This is a genomic window from Tenacibaculum sp. SZ-18, assembly GCF_002813915.1.
Taxonomy (GTDB): Bacteria; Bacteroidota; Bacteroidia; order Flavobacteriales; family Flavobacteriaceae; genus Polaribacter.
The window spans coordinates 1,706,089-1,732,373 of the sequence record NZ_CP019335.1; the positions used below are offsets into that span (position 1 = coordinate 1,706,089).

General features: G+C 30.2%; 23 protein-coding genes and 1 pseudogene. 9 read left to right on the forward strand and 15 right to left on the reverse strand.

All coding sequences use genetic code 11. The features are described 5' to 3' along the window. Window positions 1–78 precede the first annotated feature (78 nt). The 5 genes from BTO06_RS07755 to BTO06_RS07775 all read left to right on the forward strand — a co-directional run bounded on the left by BTO06_RS07755 (window position 79) and on the right by BTO06_RS07775 (window position 4,784). Window positions 79–1,293 carry a peroxiredoxin family protein gene (locus tag BTO06_RS07755; protein ID WP_100924754.1) on the forward strand — a complete coding sequence of 405 codons (1,215 nt, stop codon included), beginning with the start codon at window positions 79–81 and terminating at the stop codon, window positions 1,291–1,293. A 20-nt stretch (window positions 1,294–1,313) separates the two neighbouring features. Beyond that, window positions 1,314–2,600, forward strand: coding sequence for a carboxypeptidase-like regulatory domain-containing protein (locus tag BTO06_RS07760; RefSeq protein WP_100924755.1), 1,287 nt, complete (start codon window positions 1,314–1,316; stop codon window positions 2,598–2,600). Window positions 2,601–2,684: 84 nt separating this feature from the next. Continuing rightward, on the forward strand, window positions 2,685–3,566 hold the full coding sequence (locus BTO06_RS07765) for a pirin family protein (protein WP_100924756.1): 882 nt from the start codon (window positions 2,685–2,687) through the stop codon (window positions 3,564–3,566). A gap of 19 nt (window positions 3,567–3,585) precedes the next feature. Beyond that, on the forward strand, window positions 3,586–3,996 hold the full coding sequence (locus tag BTO06_RS07770; protein ID WP_100924757.1) for a hypothetical protein: 411 nt from the start codon (window positions 3,586–3,588) through the stop codon (window positions 3,994–3,996). Window positions 3,997–4,091: 95 nt separating this feature from the next. Continuing rightward, on the forward strand, window positions 4,092–4,784 hold the full coding sequence (locus BTO06_RS07775; RefSeq protein WP_100924758.1) for a hypothetical protein: 693 nt from the start codon (window positions 4,092–4,094) through the stop codon (window positions 4,782–4,784). A 26-nt stretch (window positions 4,785–4,810) separates the two neighbouring features. Here the strand turns inward: BTO06_RS07775 and BTO06_RS07780 are convergent, their stop codons facing one another. From BTO06_RS07780 to guaB, 6 genes are all read right to left on the reverse strand, one after another. Continuing rightward, window positions 4,811–5,662 (reverse strand): mechanosensitive ion channel family protein, encoded by an 852-nt coding sequence (locus BTO06_RS07780; RefSeq protein ID WP_100924759.1) that lies wholly within the window; start codon window positions 5,660–5,662, stop codon window positions 4,811–4,813. After that, on the reverse strand, window positions 5,655–5,990 hold the full coding sequence (locus BTO06_RS07785; protein WP_100924760.1) for a DUF2834 domain-containing protein: 336 nt from the start codon (window positions 5,988–5,990) through the stop codon (window positions 5,655–5,657). The genes BTO06_RS07780 and BTO06_RS07785 overlap by 8 nt, the downstream gene beginning before the upstream one ends. Continuing rightward, a complete protein-coding gene (locus BTO06_RS07790) occupies window positions 5,991–8,669 on the reverse strand; it encodes a DNA gyrase/topoisomerase IV subunit A (protein WP_100924761.1) in 2,679 nt (892 codons plus the stop codon). Between the two features lie 3 nt (window positions 8,670–8,672). Next, window positions 8,673–9,569: a hypothetical protein gene (locus BTO06_RS07795; protein ID WP_157811770.1), complete on the reverse strand. Its 897-nt coding sequence runs from the start codon at window positions 9,567–9,569 to the stop codon at window positions 8,673–8,675. 24 nt (window positions 9,570–9,593) lie between these two features. Then, on the reverse strand, window positions 9,594–11,453 hold the full coding sequence (locus BTO06_RS07800; RefSeq protein WP_100924763.1) for a DNA topoisomerase IV subunit B: 1,860 nt from the start codon (window positions 11,451–11,453) through the stop codon (window positions 9,594–9,596). Window positions 11,454–11,779: 326 nt separating this feature from the next. Then, window positions 11,780–13,255 carry an IMP dehydrogenase gene (gene guaB / locus BTO06_RS07805; RefSeq protein WP_100926746.1) on the reverse strand — a complete coding sequence of 492 codons (1,476 nt, stop codon included), beginning with the start codon at window positions 13,253–13,255 and terminating at the stop codon, window positions 11,780–11,782. Window positions 13,256–13,477: 222 nt separating this feature from the next. Between guaB and BTO06_RS07810 the strand changes: the two genes are divergently transcribed. Then, window positions 13,478–13,882 (forward strand): DUF1842 domain-containing protein, encoded by a 405-nt coding sequence (locus BTO06_RS07810; RefSeq protein ID WP_100924764.1) that lies wholly within the window; start codon window positions 13,478–13,480, stop codon window positions 13,880–13,882. A gap of 66 nt (window positions 13,883–13,948) precedes the next feature. On the opposite strand, the gene BTO06_RS07815 is transcribed toward BTO06_RS07810, so the two are convergent. From BTO06_RS07815 to BTO06_RS18435, 3 genes and pseudogenes are all read right to left on the reverse strand, one after another. Next, on the reverse strand, window positions 13,949–14,692 hold the full coding sequence (locus BTO06_RS07815) for a LytR/AlgR family response regulator transcription factor (RefSeq protein ID WP_100924765.1): 744 nt from the start codon (window positions 14,690–14,692) through the stop codon (window positions 13,949–13,951). A gap of 46 nt (window positions 14,693–14,738) precedes the next feature. Beyond that, window positions 14,739–16,448: pseudogene (locus BTO06_RS07820) on the reverse strand (tetratricopeptide repeat-containing sensor histidine kinase). A gap of 1 nt (window position 16,449) precedes the next feature. After that, window positions 16,450–16,596 (reverse strand): hypothetical protein, encoded by a 147-nt coding sequence (locus tag BTO06_RS18435; protein WP_157811772.1) that lies wholly within the window; start codon window positions 16,594–16,596, stop codon window positions 16,450–16,452. Window positions 16,597–16,731: 135 nt separating this feature from the next. Between BTO06_RS18435 and BTO06_RS18985 the strand changes: the two genes are divergently transcribed. From BTO06_RS18985 to BTO06_RS07835, 3 genes are all read left to right on the forward strand, one after another. Continuing rightward, a complete protein-coding gene (locus tag BTO06_RS18985) occupies window positions 16,732–16,845 on the forward strand; it encodes a cysteine peptidase family C39 domain-containing protein (RefSeq protein WP_100926747.1) in 114 nt (37 codons plus the stop codon). 520 nt (window positions 16,846–17,365) lie between these two features. Beyond that, the gene (locus BTO06_RS18780) at window positions 17,366–17,761 is read left to right on the forward strand and encodes an ATP-binding cassette domain-containing protein (RefSeq protein WP_232731544.1); all 396 of its coding nucleotides are present in this window, start codon (window positions 17,366–17,368) and stop codon (window positions 17,759–17,761) included. A gap of 40 nt (window positions 17,762–17,801) precedes the next feature. Next, window positions 17,802–17,996: a hypothetical protein gene (locus BTO06_RS07835; RefSeq protein WP_100924768.1), complete on the forward strand. Its 195-nt coding sequence runs from the start codon at window positions 17,802–17,804 to the stop codon at window positions 17,994–17,996. Between the two features lie 58 nt (window positions 17,997–18,054). Here the strand turns inward: BTO06_RS07835 and BTO06_RS07840 are convergent, their stop codons facing one another. The 6 genes from BTO06_RS07840 to BTO06_RS07865 all read right to left on the reverse strand — a co-directional run bounded on the left by BTO06_RS07840 (window position 18,055) and on the right by BTO06_RS07865 (window position 26,187). Continuing rightward, entirely contained in the window at window positions 18,055–19,566 is a 1,512-nt protein-coding gene (locus tag BTO06_RS07840) for a tetratricopeptide repeat-containing sensor histidine kinase (RefSeq protein ID WP_157811773.1), read from the reverse strand. A gap of 206 nt (window positions 19,567–19,772) precedes the next feature. After that, the gene (locus tag BTO06_RS07845; protein ID WP_100924770.1) at window positions 19,773–20,267 is read right to left on the reverse strand and encodes a hypothetical protein; all 495 of its coding nucleotides are present in this window, start codon (window positions 20,265–20,267) and stop codon (window positions 19,773–19,775) included. A gap of 139 nt (window positions 20,268–20,406) precedes the next feature. After that, complete coding sequence (locus BTO06_RS07850) at window positions 20,407–21,129, reverse strand: hypothetical protein (RefSeq protein WP_100924771.1); 723 nt, start codon at window positions 21,127–21,129, stop codon at window positions 20,407–20,409. Window positions 21,130–21,211: 82 nt separating this feature from the next. Continuing rightward, window positions 21,212–23,719, reverse strand: a complete 2,508-nt coding sequence (locus BTO06_RS07855; protein WP_100924772.1) for a TonB-dependent receptor domain-containing protein — start codon at window positions 23,717–23,719, stop codon at window positions 21,212–21,214. Next, entirely contained in the window at window positions 23,700–25,058 is a 1,359-nt protein-coding gene (locus BTO06_RS07860) for an HTTM domain-containing protein (protein WP_443081490.1), read from the reverse strand. Before BTO06_RS07860 ends, BTO06_RS07855 begins: the two co-directional genes overlap by 20 nt. Then, window positions 25,054–26,187, reverse strand: coding sequence for an imelysin family protein (locus BTO06_RS07865; RefSeq protein WP_100924774.1), 1,134 nt, complete (start codon window positions 26,185–26,187; stop codon window positions 25,054–25,056). Before BTO06_RS07865 ends, BTO06_RS07860 begins: the two co-directional genes overlap by 5 nt. Between the last annotated feature and the right edge of the window lie 98 nt (window positions 26,188–26,285).

Genomic DNA, 26,285 nt, shown 5'->3' on the forward strand with positions numbered 1-26,285 from the left:
TCTAGCGTTTGTTAGATGATTTTTTTTGTAAGTTGCAAGAGATAAATCGAACCAATAGCTATTTAAAATTCTTATCAAATGAAGCCTGTTTTTGCATTCTTATTTCTTTGTTTATTCATACTTTCTTGTTCAACAAAAGAAAAAATAAATAAACTTGAAATCGGAAGTTATAAAGCTTCTTTATTAATTCAGGACAACGAAGAAATTCCTTTTACATTTGATGTTTTAAATGATCAAAAGTTAAATATTTATAATGCGGATGAAGTCATTTCAGTTTATGAAATTTCTTATGTAAACGATTCTGTAAATATTCAACTTCCATATTTTGAAGGATTCATAAGAGCCAAAATAAATGATAATGAAATCAACGGTCGATTTACAAACGCAAGTTTAAATAGAACTGTGCCATTTAAAGCAATTCCCAATGCTCCTCGATTTAAAAACGAAGGAAAAGCCAAACACAATATTACTGGGAACTGGGAAACAGTATTCAGTCCAGATTCAGAAGAAGATACATATATTGCTAAAGGAATTTTCAATCAAAAAGGAAACAATGTAATTGGAACATTCAGAACTAAAACTGGAGATTATCGCTATTTAGAAGGTATTATTGATGGTGATTCTTTAAAATTATCAACTTTTGATGGAGCTCATGCTTTCTTATTTATCGCTAAAGTTTCAGACTCTCTTATCAACGGGAATTTTTATTCTGGAAACCATTGGAAAGAACCTTTCACAGCAAAATTAAATAGCAATTATGAACTTCCGGGTGCAGAAACTTTAACTCAGTTAAAAGATGGCTACGATAGTATTGAATTCTCTTTCCCTGATGAAAACGGACAAAATATATCTTTAATTGATACTCGTTTTAAAAACAAAGTTACTATTGTTCAAATTATGGGAACTTGGTGTCCTAATTGTTTAGACGAAAGTAAATACTATGCTGACTATTACAACCAAAACAAATCAAAGGACATTGAATTTGTTGCTTTAGCTTTTGAAGTTGCTAAAACCAAGGAAGAAGGATTTAAACTTATTAAACGTTTAAAAGAACAAACTGGAATTAATTATCCAGTTCTTTTAGCACAATATGGAACATCAAGTAAAATTGATGCACAAAAAAAAATACCAATGCTAAATCATGTACTCTCCTATCCTACTTCAATTTTTATTGATAAAAAGGGAAAAGTTCGAAAAATTCATACTGGATTTAATGGTCCTGCAACTGGTGAGAACTATTTAGAGTTCAAAAAAGAGTTTGAAGCTTTTGTAAATACTTTGCTGACTGAGTAACGATATTTTTAATAATTGCTATGACTTTAAATAAATTAGTTTTTTCTACACTATTATTCTTTTCATTTTTAAATATTTGTTTTTCACAAACAAATAATGTTGATATAATATCAGGAACAATAATTGATTCTGAATCAAAACATACTTTAGAAGGAGCAACTATTTATTTTCCTAAACTTTCATTAGGAACTTATTCCGATGAAAACGGTAAATTTTCTATTAATTTAAGTGAAATAACTAACAAGGATCATATAGTTATTTCTCATTTAGGATATTCAGAAGTACGACTAAAATTGAATCTTTTTAAAAAGGATGAAATAATCAAATTATCTTCAAAAAACAATGAACTAAAAGAAGTCATCATCTCCTCAAAAGAGTTCAATCAAAAAAATTTTATTACAGAAGCTGTAAAAAAATACAACCAACACAAACGAATCAATCCTCATATTGCATTAGCACATTACACAGAAACAGCTAAAAAAGGAGGTAACTATATTATGTATATGGAAAGTATTGGTTATTCTCTATTCCTTGGAAATAAATTAAATGCAACTTCTTATTCAAACTATAAATTTTTTCCTGAAAATTCAAAAATCGCTAACCAACATAAGGAATGGAAAAAATTTAAAAGGTATGTAAAAATTGAAAACGCTGATAATATTTTACCAGGTGGTAGCAGCAATTTGAACTTATTAAGATATTTTGAAACAAAAGGAATATTGTCAGAAAGTCTATTTAAAAAATATAAGTTTACTAAAGATTCTTCTTACTATAAAAATGAAAACTTAGTTTATATAATTCATTTCAAGAATAAAATAGATGAAGGAAATATTCACATTTATAAGCACAACAGGGAAATTTTAAAGATAAAATGTGTGACCTCAAAATATTGGAGTACTGCATTTAATAAAAGAGTTAAAGCGAACACACTTATAAATTTTAAATACTTTCAAGACAGTCCTTTTATTACAGAAATCATAACTGACTTTTCGCACAAAAAATTAAATTACACCAACAATCTCGAGATCTTAATTCAAAAGTTTAATAATTTCAATTTAACAAATGAAGATTATTGGGCTCTAAATAACTACGATACAAACCCATTTATAAAATATAATCCTGAACAATGGAGTGAATTGAAAATCACTCCACATTCTAATTATGAAATAATACAGAATGACTTTCAACAAAATGGTCATAATTTATATGAACAATTTAAAAAAAGCTCTGATAAATGGTATTCAAAGAAAACTTCAAAGAATGAGAAAGCTATAATTCTGATTAAAAATCTGAAAAACAACTTTTAGATTTTAATTAATATTTCTTAAAAAATTCATGAATAAAAACAAATGACTAATTTTATAGTAATTAAACTTTTCACCTAAATTCTCATGGCTAACAATAAACTTATAGTAGAAGAACGTCAAACAGATCTTGGTAATTTTATCGTTGGAAGATTACTTCCCTTCAGACAAAAAAGACAAGTTGGGCCATTTACTTTTATTGATCATATGGGACCTTCAACAATTGGTAAAGGAAATTACATGGATGTAGATCAGCATCCACATATTGGACTAAGTACGTTAACTTATCTTTTTGAAGGGGAGATTGAACACAAAGACAGCACTGGAAGCGATCAAATAATTTATCCTGGTGACGTTGGGTTTATGACTGCGGGAAAAGGTGTAACACACACAGAAAGAACTCCACAAAACAAAAGAAATGGAGAAGAGTTTTTAATGCATGGTTATCAGATTTGGGTTGCCTTACCAAAAGAAATGGAAGAAATGAATCCAAGATTTGATTATTTTCCTAGTTCCGAAATCCCTCAACATATTTCTGGACACTTAACAATTAAAGTTGTAGCTGGTAATGCATTCGGGCAATCGGCTCCGCTACAAGGATACTCTCCACTATTTATGGTTGATATATTTGCAAAAGAAAGAACTACGCTAAATTTAAAAGGTCAAGTGAAAGGGGAAATTGCCTTTGTTGTTGTAAAAGGAGCTATATTAAATGAAGATCAAAAAGTGGAAGCTGGACAAATGTTAATTAGTAAAACGGATGATGAATGTGAAATCTGCTTAGATGCTAATTCTCAAATATTATTATTTGGAGGTGAACCTCTACCTGAAGAACGATTTTTATTATGGAATTTTGTTTCACACAGTAAAGATAGACTTCAAGAAGCTAAACAACAATGGAAAAACAAGGAATTCCCTAAAGTTCCTGGAGATCGAACATATATACCAATTCCTGAAATTAAGAGGTAATGAAAAAGATTATTGTTGAATGAAAGATAAAGTAAGCTACTCTAATGTTGAACTCTTGGAAATTATTAAAACAAGCGCAGACGAGAATACCATTTCAAAAGCTAAACAACTATTAAATTCGAGAAACCTGAGTAAAGAAGAATTACAAAGAGTTGAATTAAACTACCAAAAATATAAGAACTATAAACTGAAACGCCAGAATGACTCGCTCACTTACCACGAATGGCTTACGTTTTTTCTTTTTTCATTTTTTTCTTCGAAAAAAACTCTTTGGGAAAATGAAAATTTTTCTGAATCTGAAATAGAACGATTCAAAAAGTACGGTTATCAAAAGAAATTAAAACAGGCACAACAAACTAAATTATTTGGTTTAATTTTTTGGGCACTTATGATTTTGCTTTTTTACTTTATAGCCACCTACAAAGAATAAATACATTCATGCTTCACTTAAAAACAGTTATTTTTCATCTAATAATCAACAACAAACTTTATATTGCTCCATAAATTAACCAACCAAAAACTAAAATGGACAATATAGATAAAAAAGTAGATTTCATTAAATGGATTATAAACACAATTGTAATTGGCTTACTTACCTTCTTTTTTAACTGGATTTTGCAAGAAAGAAAACAAGGAATAGAAGAAATTAAAACATATGATAAATATGTTGAATTAGTAACCAATGTTAATGGTTTAGCAGAAAGGAGACTACTTGCCGAATTTTTCTCTTATGTTACACCTTCACCAAAATTAAAAGAAGGCTGGAAAGAATATTACGATACTTTAAACAAACAATATTTAAACAGACTTAAAGAAAGCAAATACACAATTAAAACAGCCGATACAGCTACTTACCAAGGAAAAATAAAATACGACAAAGCTGTTGAAATGAAAGAAATGTTGGAAAATGTTGGAGTTGTAAATCCAATTATCTCCAAGAAAAATGCTAAGGCTGCATTAGAATGGGAAACAAAAGGATTTCGAGCATTATTAAATAAAAATATCGACGGTGCAATACTTGCTTTTGAAAACAGCGAAAACTCATATAATTCTTTTCATCAGGTTTATGAGATTGCACTTTATTTGAAACGATATCAGTCTGCCTTACAAAATCCAAATTCCTCACAATGGAAAGAAGTTTATTTAACACTGATATCAGAATATAGTTGGAAAATGCCCTCTGATATCAAGAGAGTATTAGCAGAAAAGTCAAGATAATTAATTTCAAAAAATACGTAAGAAGATCAGTCGTTATTAATATTATCTCCTATTTTTTCTATTTTACTTATAGGTATAGGTAAATCTACACCTTCGCTGATAAATCGTTTATGTACAGCCTCTTTCAACGCACATTTTCCTCGAAATTCTTGAAATGGTTCATTCATCCATACATAAGCTCTCATGTGAATAAAACTCTCGTGAATATCAATAACTCGAACATCGATAGTTGAAGCATCATCATCCATTACCATAGGTAATTTTATTGCTTCTTCTTGAATAATCAATCTAGCTAAATCAATATCAGCGCGCAATCCTAATTTAAAATTATTGAAACTTAAAACATTGGAATCTTGAATCGTGTGATTTAAAACAGAATCTGTACTAATCACCGAATTAGGAATAATTAACCTCTTATTTTCAAAATTATTAATTACGGTATGGCGAAGTGTGATATCTTCAACAATACCAACTCTTGTATCATCTAATTTAATATAATCACCTACACGAAAAGGTTTAAAAATTACAATAAACGCACCAGCAATTAAGTTGGATAAAGCGGCTTGTGCAGCGAAACCTATAATCGCTGCAATAATTCCAGCTCCTGAAAATATCAATGTTGCTTTACTTCTTAAGGATGGAATTGTCATTACAACAACTACTAAAGCAACTAATCCAACAAAAAACTTTACTGAATTTCTTAAAAATTGAATACTGGTTCTACCAAAACGATCCGATTGTTTTGAGTTAATAAACAATAAAATACAGTAACGTATAATCCTAGAAATTAACCAAGAAACGAGTACTACTAATAAAATATAAGCAAGTATTCCTGTTGGACTTTTCAAATCAACTATAAAAGGAAATAGATTATTCACTCGTTTTTTGTTTTTCTAAAGCATTACATCGCATGTATAAATACAATGGAAAAGTGAATGCCACGGCGATAATAAAAGTAAATGGAATTAAAATCCACCAGTATCTAATTTTTAACTTAATAGCATCAGGAATATAAAAAGCGAAAAAAGTAAGAACCACTACAAGTAAATCTGCACTTAAAGATTTGCCAGCAAAATTAATTTTAGCATCTGCAAAAAAATTAGCAAGGGATGGATCTTCGGCATACTGAAAATATTGAATATTATAATACCAAGTATAACAAATTCCTACAATCGCTAATGCCAAATACAAATACTTTAATTTCATTTAAAATAATGCTGTTTGATTTTCCTCGTCGTTACTATCTTTTTTCTTTTTTATTGCTGCTTGTAAAGCTTTATTAGATTTATTTTCCTTGAGTTTATTAATTTCATCTGAAGACTCCATTGTTTCTTCTTCATTTACTTCGATTTCTTCAATCTTTTCTTCTGGTTCCTCAAAGGGTAATGGATCTAATAAATTTACAGTTCTAATTTTCGCTTGTGTTAACTGATTTCCCGTTGCTTTAATTCCTTTGATAGAAATAAATTCTTCAAAATTTACCTCCATTTTTGGTAGGCTACGTTTCGAAAATATGATTTCAGCCACTGGTCTGTAATCAGTAGCGACTATTTGTAACTGTGTCTTTTCATGATCTGTGATAAAGATTTCCTCTTTATCTGAATTTTCAAGCAAGAATCGTTTTACAAAATAGCGCTCTTTATATCCGTCATAATAAATTACAGAAATAGGTTTTTTGGGTTTCCATTTTTCTAAAACAATCATACCGTTATCGAAATGCATCGCTAAATCTGGAGTAACAGCTTTTATTTTTCCCGATTGATTTATTATTAAAATCTTGTCCTCTGCTCTAAATTCGCCAAGCAACTCACCTCGTTCATCAACATTTAAACGTTGAACTGCATCATCAAACCAAATTTTACGTGGTTTTAATGTAGAAACTCCTGCTTCCTTAAATTCAATTTTCTTTATACTATGTTTGGAAACTAAATTTCCACGAACAGATCTACCTTTTATTGCTAAATCAGCAAAATCTAAATCCCATTTTAGTTTCTTAATACTTCCAACTGCCCTTAATAACACTGTTACTAATTCTGCTTCACCATTTGGGTTTGCTGAAAAGTACAACACTTTAGAGCCTTTACTGCCATTGGTTAAATCGTATTCTTTATCTCTAGTCACAGAAGTTACATTAAAACGTTTCATGTAACTTGGTCCACGAGTTCCATCTTTATAAATGAGATTATAAACTGTTCGTTTATCCTTTTTCTTGAATACAGCTACATGGATGATTCCTTTTCCTACAAAAGTTTTAGAATCAACTTTCGTAACAACCATAGAACCATCTTCTTTGAAAACAATGATATCATCAATATCAGCACAATCTGCAACAAACTCATCTTTACGCAGAGAAGTTCCAATAAAACCCTCTTCCCGATTTACATAAAGTTTTGAATTTCGCATTACAACTTTCGTTGCAACGATGTCATCAAAAATTCTGATTTCGGTTTTACGCTCTTTTCCTTTGCCATATTTAGCTTTTAATTCTTTGAAATAATCAATTGCAAAATCAATAAGAGTGTCTAAATGATGCTTTACTTCTGCTATTTTCTCTTCTAAACTTTCAATGAATTGCTTCGCTTTATCGATATCAAACTTAGAGATCTTTTTTATTCTGATTTCTGTTAATTTTACAATATCCTCCTCTGTAACGGCTCTTTTTAAGTGCTTTGTATGGGGTTTTAAACCTAAATCGATAGCCTTAATTACACCTTCCCAAGTTTCTTGCTCCTCAATATCACGATAAATTCTATTCTCAATAAAAATTCGTTCTAAAGATGAAAAATGCCATTGTTCTTCTAATTCATTTAACTGGATTTCTAACTCACGCTTTAATAGTTCTACCGTAAAATCAGTAGATTTTTTAAGAACTTCCGAAACTCCTATGAAAATTGGTTTATTATCTTCAATAATACAGGATAATGGTGAGATTGAACTTTCACAACTTGTAAAAGCGTATAATGCATCTATTGTTTTATCTGGTGATATATTTGGTGGTAAATGGACTAAAATTTCTACGTTAGCAGCCGTATTATCTTCAATCTTTTTAATTTTGATCTTCCCTTTATCATTAGCTTTTAGGATGCTATCAATTAAAGAAGAAGTTGTTGTTCCGAAAGGAACTTCTGTAATTACCAACGTTTTTTTGTCTAATTGAGAAATTTTTGCTCTTACACGAACCTTCCCTCCTCTTTTACCATCGTTATAATTTGAAACATCAGCAATTCCACCAGTTAAAAAATCTGGAACTAGCGTGAAACTGCGACCTTTTAAATATTTGATAGAAGCATCAATTAATTCATTAAAATTGTGTGGTAAAATTTTTGTAGACAAACCAACTGCAATTCCTTCTGCTCCTTGTGCTAAAAGTAATGGAAACTTCACGGGAAGATTCACAGGTTCATTTTTTCTTCCATCATAAGAAAGCTGCCATTCTGTTGTCTTTGCATTGAAAACAACATCTAATGCGAATTTAGACAAACGTGCTTCAATATAACGTGAAGCTGCGGCTCTATCTCCTGTTAAGATATTTCCCCAGTTCCCTTGCATGTCAATTAACAACTCTTTTTGTCCCATTTGTACCATAGCATCAGCTATAGAAGCATCTCCATGTGGATGATATTGCATCGTATGACCAACAATATTCGCTACTTTGTTATAACGACCATCATCTAAATCCTTCATGGAATGCATAATCCTTCTTTGTACAGGTTTAAAACCATCTTCGATAGAGGGAACAGCACGTTCTAAAATTACATAAGAAGCATAGTCTAAAAACCAATCTTTATACATTCCTGTCACCTTAGTTATGGACTCTGTAGGATCAGCTTGATTTTCGTTTGTTAATTCTTCTTCGTGTTCGTAATTACTATTTTCTTCGCTCATGTATTATAAACGTTTAACCGTTTTGAGTTTGTTTTTTAAATCTTTCTCTGATCTTTTTTTCGCTTTTTCAAATTCTAAATATCTCGAATACCATCTATCCACAACAAATATACCTCTGTATTTATCTTTAATAGAAGCGTAAATTCTTATTTCTGAAGGTTTAGTTAAATTTTCAAAATAAGCAAGAAAACGATAGACTCTTCCATATACATCATCAGATAAATATTGCTCAAACCTCAATTTTCTAATTTTTCCATTTTTTTCTTTAATGGAATCACATTCAGTCAGCATTAATGGAATCCAACCTTTTCTAAATGAACGATATTCTGTATTCTCTTCATTAATTATTGGCATGGATTTTCTTTCACATTTATCATCTGATTTTAACGCAAATAATTCTAATTCCTTCTTTCTCTTATCAGATATATCACTTTTACTTCGAATAGAAAGTTCTGCATATTCATTTCTTTTATAATAATGATCCGACCAAAATATTTTACTAGAAACATGATAAACTTGATCAACTGAATTCAAATGAATCCTTATTTCTTGCGGAAAATCGGATTTATCTCGATGGACTTTATATCTAAAGATCTTAACTTTATCTCCTAAAACTTCTTTAAGTTTGATACTATTTATCTTACCATACCTTTCCTGATACCATTTACAAACTTTTATAACATGTTCTTTTGTATAACGTTCTCTGAAACCTTTTTCCGAATAAGTATTATTTAATTGAAAAAAATCTCCTTTATTACATAAATCAAAAGACATAAGAGAAAAGTCCGTTAAAAGCTCCCTAAACTTTTTATTGAAGTTTAATGTGTCTATTCTTTTAAATTGACAGTTTCCAGTAATTCCAATTGATAGAAAAAACAGACATATAAATATTTTTTTCATCAAAAATTAATTTTCTTAAAATAATTAATTATCAGTAGAAACCAAATCCTGTTCTACTTTTAAATTTTGAATGATAAATTTTTGACGATCTGGTGTGTTTTTTCCCATGTAAAACTGTAACATCTGTTCAATAGACATTTCTTTATCTAACATGACAGGATCCAAACGCATATCTTCCCCAATAAAGTGAACGAATTCGTTTGGAGAAATCTCCCCTAAACCTTTAAATCGCGTAATTTCAGGCTTTCCTCTTAATTTTTGTATTGCTTCCTGCTTCTCTGTCTCAGAATAACAGTAATGAGTTTCTTTTTTATTTCGAACTCTAAATAATGGAGTTTCCAAAATATATAAATGTCCTTCTTTAATTACTTCAGGAAAGAATTGTAAAAAGAATGTAATTAATAATAAACGGATGTGCATTCCATCGACATCGGCATCGGTAGCAATTACAATATTATTATATCGTAAACCTTCTAAGCCATCTTCGATATTTAAAGCAGCTTGCAATAAATTAAACTCTTCATTTTCATACACAATCTTTTTTGTTAATCCGTATGAATTTAAAGGTTTTCCCTTCAAACTAAAAACAGCTTGAGTATTAACATTTCTTGACTTGGTAATAGACCCAGATGCAGAATCACCCTCGGTAATAAATAAAGTTGTGTTTAAATAGTCTTCTTTTTTAGTATCTCCAAAATGAATTCTGCAATCTCGAAGTTTTTTATTGTGTAAACTAGCTTTCTTAGCTCTATCTCTTGCCAGTTTTCGAATACCAGATAATTCTTTACGTTCTTTTTCAGCTTGTATAATTTTCTTTTGAAGAATCTCAGCAATTTCTTGGTTCTTATGTAAGAAATTATCCAGCTTTGTTTTTATAAAATCGTTGATATAGGTCCTAACAGTTGGTAAATCTCCTCCCATTTCTGTAGAACCCAATTTTGTTTTTGTTTGACTTTCAAAAACAGGTTCCATTACTTTTATAGAAATAGCTGCTATAATGGATTTACGAACATCAGAAGCATCAAAATTTTTACCATAAAAATCACGAATTGTTTTTACAACAGCTTCTCGAAAAGCTGCTTGATGTGTTCCTCCTTGGGTTGTGTTTTGTCCATTTACAAAGGAATGATATTCTTCAGAATATTGAGTTTTACTATGTGTCATAGCAACTTCAATATCATCTCCTTTTAAATGAATGATTGGATACAACATATCTTCTTTATTATTGTTGTCTTCCAATAAATCTTTTAATCCATTCTTAGAATAATACTTTTCTCCGTTGAATACTATTGTTAAACCTGGATTCAGGTATACGTAATTTTTAAGTAAACGAATTACATACTCTGGGCGATACTTATAATTTTTAAAAATTGCATCATCAGCAACAAAAGTTACCTTCGTTCCTCTTCTTCTTGTTGTTTCCTCTAGGGTTTCTTGACTAGTAAGATTTCCTTTTTCAAACTCTGCTGATGCAGATTTTCCATCGCGAGTACTTTCAACTTTAAAATATGTTGAAAGTGCGTTTACTGCCTTCGTACCAACTCCATTTAAACCAACTGATTTCTTAAAAGCTCTAGAATCATATTTACCTCCAGTATTCATTTTAGAAACTACATCTACAACTTTTCCTAATGGAATACCACGTCCATAATCTCGAACAACTACTTTATTTCCTTGAATAGAAACTTCAATGGTTTTACCTGTACCCATCACAAACTCGTCAATGGAATTATCGAGCACCTCTTTCACTAAGATGTAAATACCATCGTCAGGTGATGAACCATCTCCTAATTTACCAATATACATTCCCGGTCGCATACGGATATGCTCTTTCCAGTCGAGTGAACGTATATTATCTTCGGTATATTTTGTTTCTTGCGTCATAAAAATGAGTAAATAATGAAGTGTCCGCTAAAATAAGCTTTACCCAGAAAAAACAAAAAACTCTATTCATATAGTTATTAACACAAAATCAATATTTTGATTAAAACAGATCAATTTTGAGGAATTCCTATGCGAAAATTCAGTAATATCAACTAAAAACCACTAGAAAAATTTGAATCTAAATATTCATAAACTAATTTTTATGAAATAAAACTCTCGATTAAAAAGGAACGTTTCTTTAAAAAACTAGATCGAAAACCATTCGAAATAAAAATTCCATTAACATTGCTATTAATGGAATTATATTATTGATTAGAAATTATAAATTATCTTCTACTATAATTTGGAGCTTCTTTAGTAATGGCAACATCATGTGGATGACTTTCGTTAATACCACTTGCTGTTATTCGAACAAACTTTCCAGTAGCTTTCAATGTTTCTATATCTTTTGCTCCACAATATCCCATTCCCGCTCTTAAACCTCCTACAAATTGATGAATACTTTCAAATAGTTCGCCTTTGTAAGGCACACGTCCTACTATTCCTTCTGGAACTAATTTTTTAATATCATCTTCCACATCTTGAAAATAACGATCTTTTGAACCTTTTTTCATTGCCTCAACAGATCCCATTCCACGATAAGATTTAAACTTTCTTCCTTCGTAAATAATTGTTTCTCCAGGACTTTCTTTTGTTCCTGCTAATAACGAACCTAACATAACACAATCTGCACCAGCCGCGATTGCTTTAGGAATATCTCCTGTATAACGAATTCCACCATCAGCGATTACAGGAACTCCACTTCCTTTAATTGCTGCAGCCACTTCTAGAACTGCCGAAAACTGAGGAAATCCAACACCAGCAACAACTCTAGTCGTACATATAGAACCTGGGCCAATTCCAACCTTTACAGCATCTGCACCTGCTTCTACTAAATATTTTGCAGCTTCAGGTGTTGCAATATTTCCCACTACAACATCTAATTTTGGAAACTTCTCTTTTACACTTTTTAATACTGTAACAACTCCTTTTGTATGACCATGGGCTGTATCAATAATAACGGCATCAACGCCAGCATTCACCAATGCTTCTGCACGATCAACTGCGTCAAAAGTTACACCTAAAGCAGCTGCAACTCTTAATCTTCCTAAACTATCCTTATTTGCAATTGGTTTTTGTGTAGTTTTGGTAATATCTCTAAAGGTAATTAATCCGACTAATTTGTAATTGTCATTTACAACAGGCAATTTTTCGATTTTATTACTTTGAAGAATGATTTCTGCTTGTTGTAATGAAGTTCCTTCTGCGACAGTAATTAAGTTTTCAGACGTCATCACCTCAGTTATCGCACGTTCGTTTTCTTTTTCAAAACGTAAATCTCTATTCGTTACAATTCCAACTAATTTCTTCTCATCATCTACAACAGGAATACCACCAATTTTGTGTTCTTTCATTGCTTTTTTTGCATCTAAAACAACAGCGTCCAGTGGTAAAGTAATCGGATCGATAATCATTCCACTTTCCGCTCTTTTTACCTTTCTAACTTCATTTGCTTGCTGCTCAATGGTCATATTTTTATGTAACACTCCTATTCCTCCTTCACGAGCAATAGCAATTGCCATGGAACTTTCGGTTACTGTATCCATTGCAGCCGATACAATAGGAACGTTAATTTTGATATTTCTAGTAAAATTTGTTTGAATGCTTACTTCTCTTGGAAGTATTTCTGAGTAGGCTGGTACTAAAAGAACATCATCGTATGTTAATCCTTCTCCTACAAATTTAGATGCGTGGGCGTTCATATTGCAATCAATATTAGGTTTCTTTATTAATTGCATGCAAATATACTGCTTTTATCGGAAATATAAGTTTATATTATTGTTAAGAGCTTTTTATGAAGGAAAACGCTTATGACCGATATCAATACGTTCAAGGATTTATTTTCTTGATTCATTGTTTCCTGTAATATATTTGAAGCACTTACGACCCCGAAATTTATACTAATTATTAAAAACTAAAATTATATGGCTATTTTAAAAGAACCAAAAACATTAATTGACTCGGCATATTTAATTAAAGGAACTATCGGAAACGTTGGGATGCCTGGTGCACCAATTGCGCATTTTTCTTTAGTAGTAAATGCTACGACTGGAACTGTAAGCGGAATGGCAGAAATTACCCAAGCTATTGATAGACCTTCAATTGAAGTGAAAGTCACAGGAAATGTCAGATCTACTGGATATGGTAAAGTAACTAAAATTGCTAATTTAACTGGTGAGTATATCGTATCTGTGCCAACACCAGCAATTGGTAGTTACTTACAAAAGTTTACTGCATACATGGACATTAATGATGAATGGAAAGGTACAGGTGGATTCACTTACGGAAATCAAAAAATAACTGATGTTCCAGTAACATCAGAACAATAAAATAAAAGCTTTAGGGGATTATAGCGATAAAGGTAGCACGAGTGAGTATAATGACTGCTACCTTTTTTATCTAAAAATAGTATTATCTCTAACGAATGCGTTCTTGTATCTCTCACTAAAAGGAATCTTCTCTAAGTTATTTAAAATAATTAAGTTGTCTTCAAGATAAATTTCTTTAATGCTTTTCATATTCACCAAGTAATTTCTATGTACTTGTCTAAAATTATCATTATTGAGTATTTCTTTTAACCGTACTAATGATAATTTCACTAAATATCTACTTTCTCCACATTGTAAGTTACAGTATTTTTCTTTTACATCTACATAATCTATGGAATCTACATCAACTTTAACAACACTTCGCTTGTGTTTTATAAATAAAAACTTTGGACTTAAAACAGCATTTTCATCATCATAACTAATACTGTTATTTTGGTCATAACATGATTCTATAGCCAATTCTAGGGTGTACAGTAACTCTAATTTATTGAATGGTTTTAATAGATATACAAGTGGATTCGTTAATTTTGCTTCTTCAAAAAGTGCTCGGCTTTGCATACTTGTAAGGAATAAAAAAGGAACATCAACTCCTTCTTTATTTATTCTTTGAGCGAAAGTAATCCCCTCTGGTTTTCCATCAATCATAATATCAAGAATGACCAAATCAAAAAATCTATTTTTTATTTCTTTTTCCGCCTCACTGATATTACGAACTCTAATTACCTCATATTCATTTTCTTCAAGAAATGAAACGATTTCTTTTGCTTCTTCATCTAAATCTTCTAATAAAAGTAATCGAAGGTTTTTCATCTATAGTTGGTTTGATACAGTAAATATATAAAAAAAGTAGTGACACCTACTCTACACTTCTAAGTAATTGTATCGTAACTTTTGTTCCTTTTCCTTCTTCACTATCAAAGGTTATAATTCCATCGTTTTTTTTAACTAAAGTCTGGCATAAAATAAGTCCCAATCCTACACCTCAAGAACGGTTAATTTTATCAATACTAACATCTTTTAAACGATTAATTTTAGCTAATCTCTCAGCTGTTATTCCAATTCCTGTATCTTGAATTGAAACATATGCGTAATTCTCGGAATCAACCCCCATTTCAATGGAAATCTCTCCTTCTCCGTTCATATATTTTACAGAGTTATCTAGTAGGTTTCGAAGAACGATTTTTAATGATTCTCTATCAACTTTAATTAAAGAGTTTTTAATATAATTGGTTTTTATTTTAACGTCGTTTGCTTCAATTAAATTTTCATAATCATACAAAACGTGCTCAACTATTGGCTTAAATGGATATTCCTTTTGATCAAAAACCATTTGATTATTTTGTTCTAATGACCAGTGCAGTAAATTATTTAATAAATGACTAGTGCTTTCGGTAACCGTAATAGCAGAATTATTAGCTTCTTTAATTCCTTCTAAATTATTATCATCAATATATTTTTTAAGTTGTAAATGCTGGTGTTTGATTGTATTCATCGGTGAACGCAAATCATGAGAAACTTCCGCTAATAGGTAGTTTTTAGTCTTATCAGCAAATGATAAATCTTCTTTCTGTTTTGTTATTAATGAGTTTTTCTCCTTTAATTTATTGTAATAAAAAGCCCAAAACCCAAGAAAAACTAATAAACCAGAAGCTCCGAAAATTAAACCTTTCTGCACCACTTTATGAGCTTCTATTTTCTCTTCTTGAATCTTTATTTCATTTTCTTTTTGCGTAAATAAAATCTCTTTATCTCTATTAGCAAGATCAATAATTTTATCTCTATTCCATATAGAATCTTTCAATTGGACATATTCTATGTAATAATTAACACTTTCTTTATAACCTTTTCGGTTACGTTCAATAACAGCCATGTTTTGCGTCGTAAATTTTTTTAGTTCTACATCTGAAAACATTTGAGCTAAATCATAAGCTTCTTTAAATAAAGGAATTGCATCATCATCTAGATATTCATTGTAATATATATTGGCTAAGTCCATTTTTGTTCTAATCAAAGAAGACGTATCATTCTTTTTAATTAGGGAAAGCTCTTTTTCGAAATATTCTTCTGCCTTCTCATAATTCTTCTTATGAATAAAACATAAACCAATATTATGGAATGCATTTTTCTTAAATTCTCTATTTGTATTTCCACTTTCAGCCTCCCATTTTGTATAATAACTAAGAGCTTCATTGTATTGTTTAAGAGATAAACAAACTTGACCTAGTTTAAGGTTTTTGAGATTATTTATTATGTTATCACTACTATCAATTTTGGCAAAATTTGTTTTTGCTTGTTTTAAAAGATCCTTTTGAAATGCACTTACACCTTTTATATAATTAACAAAATTTCGTTCTTCGATAGATTTTGATTCACTTAGTGCTACACTACTGTAGACATAACAAGAATCAAACTGATTGTTTTTATAAAACGTAAGAGCCTTATAAAGGCTCTCCGTTTTTGATTCATTACAAATAGATTTCCCTATTTCGTAAATTATATCTTTATTTTTTTGAGAATATAAGACACTTGAACCTAGTAAAAGAAAAACAAAGACAGTTCTTAACATACTAGGCTGTAGGCTTAACTAGTTTTGCAGGAACAGTTACTGTACCTCTATCTGTTTCCGGACCGCCTTCTAATTGTAGTGCTTCCTTTTTTTTAATTACAAACTTTGATAAGTGTAACTCTTTCTTGTTTTGTTTTTTTGTTTTCAAGTGTCTGTTAAATTTAAATTATGCTCTGTGATTATTTAATAATGTAACAATTTAGTTTTTTATTTGATAATTATCAAAATACTTAACATTGAATTAATGATCTTCACAGAATGAAATTAAAACAGCTAAAAAAATATACTTAGTCTCCCTACTTTCAGGCAACGTAATCAAAAGGATTGCGGCCCTAGTAGTTTAAAAATTATTTTAAAATATTACCGGAAAGGAACTTCAATTGAATATATCCGTTAACTCTCTGAAGAACAAGCAAAGGCGATTGAACTTATTTTAGGAATGAAAGAAATTAAACAGAACAATGCGGAATTATTAATACGATGGGAATGGGAATATTTACAAGCTAAAATATTTAAAATAGATGTTAAAAACTTAAGCTTACAAAACTATTAAGAAGCAGGAGCAAAATTAATTAGCAATATTAGAGATATTTCATTGACTTTATACGCAGCCACACTAACTATAAACGGAGTAATCTCTTTAGGTGCCCTAATTACGATACAATATATAATTGGACAATTAAGTAGCTTTATTTTAATTTATCGATTTTATTAATAGTGCACAAGACGCTCTAATTAGTTTTGAGCGTATAAAAGATGTTCATATTTTACCTGAGGAAGAAGATAATGTACAAATATCCGATATACAAAGATTTAATACAATTCGTGTTAAGAATTTATCCTTTAGATATAGAGGAACTCCAGAACCTGTACTAAAAAATATTGATTTAGAAATACCAGTTGGAAAACAAACTGCAATAGTAGGATTAAGTGGAAGTGGAAAAAGTACTTTGTTTAAAATTCTATTGAAACATTATGATACATATGAAGGTAGTGTGTTACTAGGTAATCAAAATTTACATAATATCTCTGCATCAGCTTGGCGTTCAATTTCTGGAGCCGTATTACAAGATGGTGTTATTTTTGATGGTACAATAGCTAAAAATATTACGCTGGGTTCTTCTGTAAGTGATAAAGAGAAACTTCGACATGTTAGCGAAATAACTAATTGTTTTGATTTTATTTCAAAATTTCCTTTAGGATTTAATACTATCATTGGAGGAAGAATTGGACTGCAGTTAAGTGCCGGTGAAATGCAGCGAATTTTGATAGCTCGAGCTTTATATAAAGATCCTGATTTTTTTTTTAGATGAAGCTTCATCAGACCTTGATTCTGTTAATGAAAAGGCTATAATGACCAAACTTGAAAATTATTTACAAAACAAAACTGTAATTGCTATTGCGAATAGATTAAGTACAATAAAACATATGGATCAAATTGTTGTTATGAACGATGGTAAGATTATTGAAAAAGGAAATCATCAAGAGTTAATGAAATTAAAAGGACATTATTATACTTTGGTTCAAAATCAATTATTAAATACCTAATCATTCACTTTCAATTGAAAAATAAACAACTAAATTTGAAAATTATACAAATTATTTATTAATTAAAAATTGGTAATTGTATCGTAACTTTTGTTCCTTTTCCTTCTTCACTATCAAAGGTTATAATGCCATCGTTTTTTTTAACTAAAGTCTGACATAAAATAAGTCCCAATCCTACACCTTCAGAACGGTTGATTTTATCAATACTTACATCTTTCAAGCGATTAATTTTAGCTAATCTCTCAGCTGTTATTCCAATTCCTGTATCTTGAATTGAAACATATGCGTAATTCTCGGAATCAACCCCCATTTCAATGGAAATTTCTCCTTTCCCGTTCATATATTTTACAGAGTTATCTAAAAGGTTTCGAAGAACGATTTTTAATGATTCTCTATCGGCTTTAATTAAAGAGTTTTTAATATAATTGGTTTTTATTTTAACGTCGTTTGCTTCAATTAAATTTTCATAATCATACAAAACGTGTTCAACTATTGGCTTAAAAGGATATTCCTTTTTCTCAAAAACCATTTGATTGTTTTGTTCGAGAGACCAATGCAATACATTATTCAGTAAATGACTCGTACTTTCTGTAACAGTAATTGCAGAATTATTAGCTTCTTTAATTCCTTCTAAATTATTATCAGCAATATGTTTTTTAAGTTGTAAGTGCTGATGTTTGATTGTATTCATTGGTGAACGCAAATCGTGAGAAACAACTGAGAATAGGTAGTTTTTAGTCTTATTAGCAATTGCTAAATCTTCTTTCTGCTGCGTAATTAAAGAGTTTTGTTTTTGAAGTTTTTTATAGAAAAATCCTAACAAAGCAAGAAAAATTAATAATCCTGAAGCTCCAAAAATTAATGCACGTTGCACTACTTTTTGAGTCTTAAGTTTCTCATCTTGAATTGCTATTTCATTTTCTTTTTGAGCGACAGCAAACTGTTTGTCTTTTTCGGTAAGCTCCCAAATCTTATCTTTATTGAATAATGAGTCTTTCCATCTGATAAACTCACGGTAATATTCTACGCTCTCTTTATACTTTTTTCTATTTCGTTCGACCACTGCCATATTCAGTGAAGAATTTTGTTTAAGCTCGACATCAGAATAAACTTTTGCTAAGTCATAAGCTTCCTTAAACAATGGGATTGCATCATCATCTAAGTATTGATTATAATAAACATTGGCAAGAGACATTTTAGCTTTAATAATTGCTAATGTATCTGAATTTGATATTAAAGAAAATTCTTTTTCGAAATAATCCTTTGCTTTAACATACTCTTTAAGATGTAAATATGACAAACCTAAATTCCTATATACTGCGCTAGTTATAACTTTATTAGAACCCTGAATCTCTTTAATCCAATCTTTGTAATGCTCGACAGACTTATCATACCCTTTTAAACTGAAATGAACATTACCTAATAAATAGTTTTTTATTTGTTTGTAATTCTGTGATCTAGAAATACTATTGAAGCTTAGTAATGCTTTTTTGTACAGTCCCTTGGTATAAGCGCTATATCCATGAATGCAATGAAAAAAATCTTTCTCCTCTTGATCATTTGTCATCATTAAGGCTCTGTTACTATAAGTATAGCAAGAGTCATATTGTTGACTTCTATAAAACTTAACAGCTTTACAGAAAATAGTATTATTTGAATTTATACATATTGAATCTCCCTTTCTCGTTAAATAATTTTTTTTTTGAGCTGTGAGGGTTTCAATTGATATTAAAAGCAAAATGAAAAAAGAAGAAAGATATCTCAATTTCTTTAAGATTAAATTGTTGGTGGTGGTGTAGAAGGTGTAGTTACAGTACCTCTATCTGTTTCTGGATCTTCATCTTCATCTCTCACCCAAACAACATCAGCTGAAGGTTGACCTTGTTGAACTTCGTAAGTAAATTGAATGTAATATAAATCGAATTGAGTTACTTGTTCAGTACAATTAAACTCTACGTGAAATTCTCTACCTTGTTTCGTTTCAAAATTACCATCCTTGTTTAACATTTCAACAGAGTTTATACCATAATAGTTCAAATAAATCTCATTACCTTGAAGTTGCAAACCTGAGGTGTTAGTAACTTTATTTAATGGGTTATTAGGTAAGTATGCCAAAACTGTCACAGTGTAGGGAGTACTATTTGCACCTTCACTATCTGAAATATTAACTAATGGACCCTTAGGTTTATTTGCGGCTGGAATATTTATATCAAATTTAAAGAATTGTTTTAATGTTAATGTTACTCCATTAACAGTTACAGGATTACCCATAGTTTTATAGTTAAATTTAGTTTGATTAAATGTACAACAAAATTTATAAGAATAAAAATATACCCTTGAAGATTACTCTCCAAGGGTATGATCTAACCTAAGCATTCAGTTATTGGTTATTCCAATAATGTAGGGAATACTACTGAATCTTGTCATGCTCACTTTGCCATGAATATTCTGTAAAATTTTTTCCTAATGAGACACCAAAGAAAAGAGCCATTCCAATAACACCTTTTAAAAAGAAAAGAAAAACAATAAAGAAATGTGCTACTGTACCTTCCACACCAAAAAATAATTGATGGCAAAGAGCAGTTAATAATATTGTGGTAAGTAATAAAGTAAATGCAAAGTTATCAAAAGTACGTACTGGCCAATATTTAATTTTTCTAGTAGCATTAATATCATTTCCCCATTTATCTATTAGATAATATAAGTTATTACCAATTGGTGCGAATAATAATGGATCATCTGCTTTTTTCAATTTAAATAAAATGGAAGGAGCGATAATCTTATAACCTTGAATTTCTATATCGTGATTTCGCTCAAGCTCGTTAATTTTACTAATCGTTTCGCTTGGATAATCTCCTTTAAAGAAAGATGTGTCCAAAAACTTTAATCGATATTGCATGCAAATATTCCTTATTTGAGAAATATGAAATATCCTATTATTGTCGATTTTTTCTAAATCGAACTTATTAACCTTATTCGTAGAATTTGATGTTTGAAGAGTATTTTCAATACGATTATGCTTATCATCAACTTCTTTTAAAAGTTCATTCACCCAATTTATAACACTCTTGCCTCTTAATTCTTTCGCCCTATTTTTTACTAGTTCTTCCTGAAGATTTGCTGCACCTAACATATTAAAAGTCTTTTGTTTAAAAATACGATAAAATAGTAGCACAAAAAAAACACATTTAAACAACTCATTATTTAGAATTATTCTAAAAAGAGAACTGCAACGTTGTATACCAATTTCTTGGGGCAGATGGAATTATTCCAGGCCCAGGATAACCAGTAGCTCTTCTAGTAAAGTAGCTATTGTTCAATAGATTATTAACTCCTGCTTCCAACTTGATATTACTAGAAAATGTATAGGATGCAGAAAAATCTAAAATATCATAAGACGGAATTGCCCCATCTACTCGTTCACTATTTTGCGGATTATATTCTGAATTAGTAGCATCTGTAAATTGTTCTGACAAATAGGTGTATTGTAATGAAGTTAAAAAGTTTTTATACCCAAAAGAAACACCTGTCTTCAAATTCACTTCTGGAATAAACTCCACTTTGTTTCCATTTACACTAGTTCTTATGCTGCTTGTATATTCGGATGTTGTAAGCGCCAAATTTGAAAACACATCCAACTTTAAGTTATCATTTCCTTTGAAAAAAGATTCCTTCATATTCCATTGGATTAATGATTCCAAACCAACTATTGTTGCTTTTCCTATATTACCTCTTACCCATTGTGCTCTAAAAGGTGGATCGTTACGAAATGCCTGACCTAACCTATTATCATACAGAAGTGAAAATAAGTTTACATCATAAGATACTTGTTTTTTGAATGTTCCTCTTACTCCTAAATCAATAGTATATCCAGTTTCGTCCTGAATATTCGGATCGACGGCAAAAGATGGATTTACAGTTCGTATATCAGAAAATGTAACTGATCTGTAATTTTGAGAAAAATTGAAATAAGATTCAAAATATGTCTTAGGTTTATAACTCAATCCGACACCTAACAATAAAAGATTTCTTTCTCTCACGTCATTATCAGGAGTAAAAATTATTGAGGGATTACTTCCTTGAATACTTGGTCTATTTAAAAATTCACCAATAGATTCCGTTCTAATATATTCGAATCTAAATCCAGGAGTTATAGAAAAATGATCTGTTATATTAAATATATTTTCACCAAAAAATGCTAAATTTAAATTGGGATACTTAAAATTATTCTGATTTGGATAAAATGGAAAGTCTTGAGTTTGAAATGTAAAATCAGCATCCTTACCTTTACTCCCTGGACCTTGCTGTGAAGTATTATTCGCTTTATAAAATTTTGCTCCCAATAATAACACAGAAGGCTGTTCCTTTATAGTATAATTGGTAATAACTCTTGCTTCTGCCCCAAAATTCTTAAACGTTCCAACTAACAAATCTCTTTCAAAATCAAAGTTTCCAAACTGATCGGTTTCATCTGGTCCAAAAACATCAGGATTTTCATTTAGAACGATATTTCCATCTCCGTTAACAAATGATTCTGCTCTTCTAAAACCAATAGCTTTTCTAGAAGCATCAAGTCCAAAAAAGCTTAATGTTCCATTTACATTATCTGAAAATTTATGGTTTAATTTTAAGTTGAATAAATTCCAATTTACAGCAAACCAGTTTCTAGTTCTATTACTTTGTCTTGGATCTTCTAAAAATTGAACATCGGAAAGTCCACCTGCTTGTTGAGCCAAATAGCTTAAATGAGTTACTTCCGCTTCTATTTTTGTATTTTCATTAAACTCATAACCAATATGTGCATACGCGTTTTTAGAATCAAATTCAGAATTTGGTCTAAAGCTATCTCCCTGTTTATAATTATAATAACCGTAATAGCTTACCTTACCTGAGGTTCCTCCAATACTTGTGAAATTTGTAAACAAATTAAAACTTCCTAATGTATTTCTAGTCACAATTTCTAGAGATGTGTTGAGGTTTGGTTTTCTCACCACAAAATTTACCAAACCTCCAAATTGAGTTCCATATTGCAGAGAAGCAGCTCCACGAATTACTTGAATTTGTTCCAATCCTTCAGTAGGTGGTGTATAATAACTTTCAGGATAACCTAGTACATCGGCACTAATATCATAATCGTTTTGTCTTGTATTAAAATTGGCTGTACGATTTGGATCTAGTCCTCTTCCTCCAATATTTAGTTGTAATCCTCCGTCTCCATTATCGTAAATGTTAAGTCCTGCAACTTTGGCATAAATTTGACGTGCATTATTTGTTGCTTTATTCGTAAGATCTTGATCTAATAAAACAACTTCAGATTTTTTTCCTGCATATATATGAGTTCCCTCTACAGGTTTTAATGTTCGTAAGCCAAAAATTTGTTTTTTTCGGTAGTTTAATACAACTTCTGAAAGTACATTGGTAAGTGGAACTAACTCAACAGTAATGTTTCTTTTATCTTTAAGATTAACATCGAGTTCTTGCGTTTTGTAATTGTACTCAAAGAATATTAATGTTGCATTATAACTTTTATTTATTGATGATAAAGATAGATTTCCTGAACTATTTGTTTCACCAATTAATCGCCCAGACTTTGTATATACTTGAACACCTTCAATTGGCTTTTTTGTTCCTGCATCAACTACTTTTACGCTTGTATCTTGAAAAGCGTTTACTGTTACTGATATAAAAAATAGCAGTAAAAAACTATAATCCTTTAATTTCATCTTCAAATGGTAGGATCCATGTTTTATGAGCGAATCCTTCTTTAACTTTTAATAAATCAATTCTTGGGTTAATATATGGCTGACTTTTTCTTCCATTTAGACTTATATAGCCTTCCACAAAAACACCAATATTTTCATTTTTCAACTCCTTTTTATAGTGCTCTCCTAAAAAATGTGCAAACTCCAAAATGAAATCTGGCTGAGTAGACATTTGTTTGCTTTGAAAAGGATTCAAAAAATACTCATTAGTAACAGAAAAACTATTACCTGTATCATACTTTAAAATTCTAAAATTTGTATAACCTGCTTTTTCCATTAACATAACCCTCCATGAAAAACGATAACCTTCCTCCGTCCAGAACAATTCACCTGGATAACATAAATAGCGAAAAGGTAATAGTAGCTGAACACCTAAAAACAATACAACTATATACCCAATTACTCTATTATAAGAAGGTAAATATAAGTCTCTTCTGTCAATGATTTTAGATTTAATTTTGAATAAATTTTGCAGTAAATCAATGAACTTTTGATGAACATCTCCACTAAAAAATATCAGCGTTACACAAATCATTACGTATGGAAAAACTCCAATTGGAAATAAGACCCGCGTAAATACGTGAAAAATTACAACTAGAATAAAAGCAAATGGTCTAGTTTTACCAATTATTAATAAAAATGGTATTGTTAAATCATAAATTGTTCCTCCCCAACTCATCAAATAATGAAACCATGTGTCATTCATAAATCTTCCAATAATTGGAAAATCAGTTTTAGAAGAAAGCCATATTTTTAAAGGTTGAGCCCGCAATAACCAATCTGAATTTAATTTTGCTAACCCAGCATAGAAATAAACAATTCCTATTAAAACCTTAATTGAATCAACCGTCCATCTTGGTACATAAGTATAGCCTATTTTGTTCTTGTATGAATCTAGTGAGAAGGTTTTGTTTAATGGTAAAAAACATAATAATAAACTTAAAACACTTATAAAATAGTAGTGATTTAAGTACGTCGTTTTATCTATTAATTCAATATAGGTAAAAGACAAGAAAAATAGGATAATTGATAATCTGTATTTATAACCTAGAATTATACCTAAACACGAGAAAATTGCTATAATAAATAAAATATAAGTGTATTCTCCCCAAGTAGTAACCCAAGAAAATCCGTAATATTTAAAATGAAAGCTGGGTTCTATATAGAATTTATATACCCAACCTTTTAATAAAAATCGAATAAGACTCATCAGCATTAACACCCCAAATAATATACGAAAAGCGGCTAGTGTAGCCGCTCTTGATTTTTTATTTAGATATGTATTAATTCTCTGACTAATCACCATCACTATCTACAAAATCAATTGTAAGGTTAAACGCATTAATTGCATTTGTTTTTACAGCAACCACATATTCTTGAATAGCATCGAATACTGCATCAAAATTTGGATTGTAATCTTGTGTTTGTTGATAAAAATTATCTGTGATGTTATTGTTTACAGTATCAATGTTATCGAATAAACTAACAATATAACTGTCTAGTGACTGATCTACTCCATCAATCATTATTGTTGTTCCTAAAGATTGTAAATACTCTTGTAAACCTACAGTATTAGTATTATTTGAATAACTTCTTCCGTAATAAAAGTCTTGGATTGCATCATAGGCTTCAAGATATAAAACTTTTGAATTTTCAGGACTATAACGTGATTCAACAAAATCTGGACTTACCGAAACTGAAATCGTTGGAAATATATCTCTATTTCTGGTACCAGAAGGAGTTGCTATTTTCGCCTCTCTGAAAGATTTTTCTGTATACTGCACAAAATCATTTACCTGTATACTAAAGTAAGAACCAATTGAATTATCAACTTTATTAATATTCGCATCCTTTACCGATTCAAACTCATTTAATACAGTTGTTGTTATAGAAACCATACGGGAAGACAATAATTTTAAATAATTCGCATATTTAGCTTCTTGATATCGCGTGATAAAGTCACTTTGGGTTGTCTCCAAACCGTTAATTAAATAATCCACCGCAGGTAAACCCTGGGTTGGATTTAAAACCGTTCTATTTAAGTCAACTGGTGTAGAACTGTTAATATTTTCAGTAATTTTAGTAACATCTGTAGGATAAGAATTCATATCTAATGAATACCCTGTCGCGTAAAAAAACATTTCTACATGCTGATAAACTTTATACGCTTCCAATAAATCTGTTCTTACTTTTTCAAGCTTACTCTCATCAGGATTATCAGTAAATGATACTACAGAAGTATTTAAAGTTTCTAATTTTCCTTTTAAGTCATTAGTTGCTGGTAATAATAAATTATTAACCCAACTTGTTGTTAAACTAACTCTATCAAAATTATCATCTATTCCACCACCACCTGAGTTATCATCACTAGAACATGATAACAAATAAACAAGAGATAGTATTGGTATTACATAAATCAGTTTCTTCATAAAATAAGATTATTGTAGTTTGTTTAAATTAAATAAAAAAACACAAAGGGAATGAAAACTTCCCTCTGTGCAAATATAATTATATGTATACTTTTTTC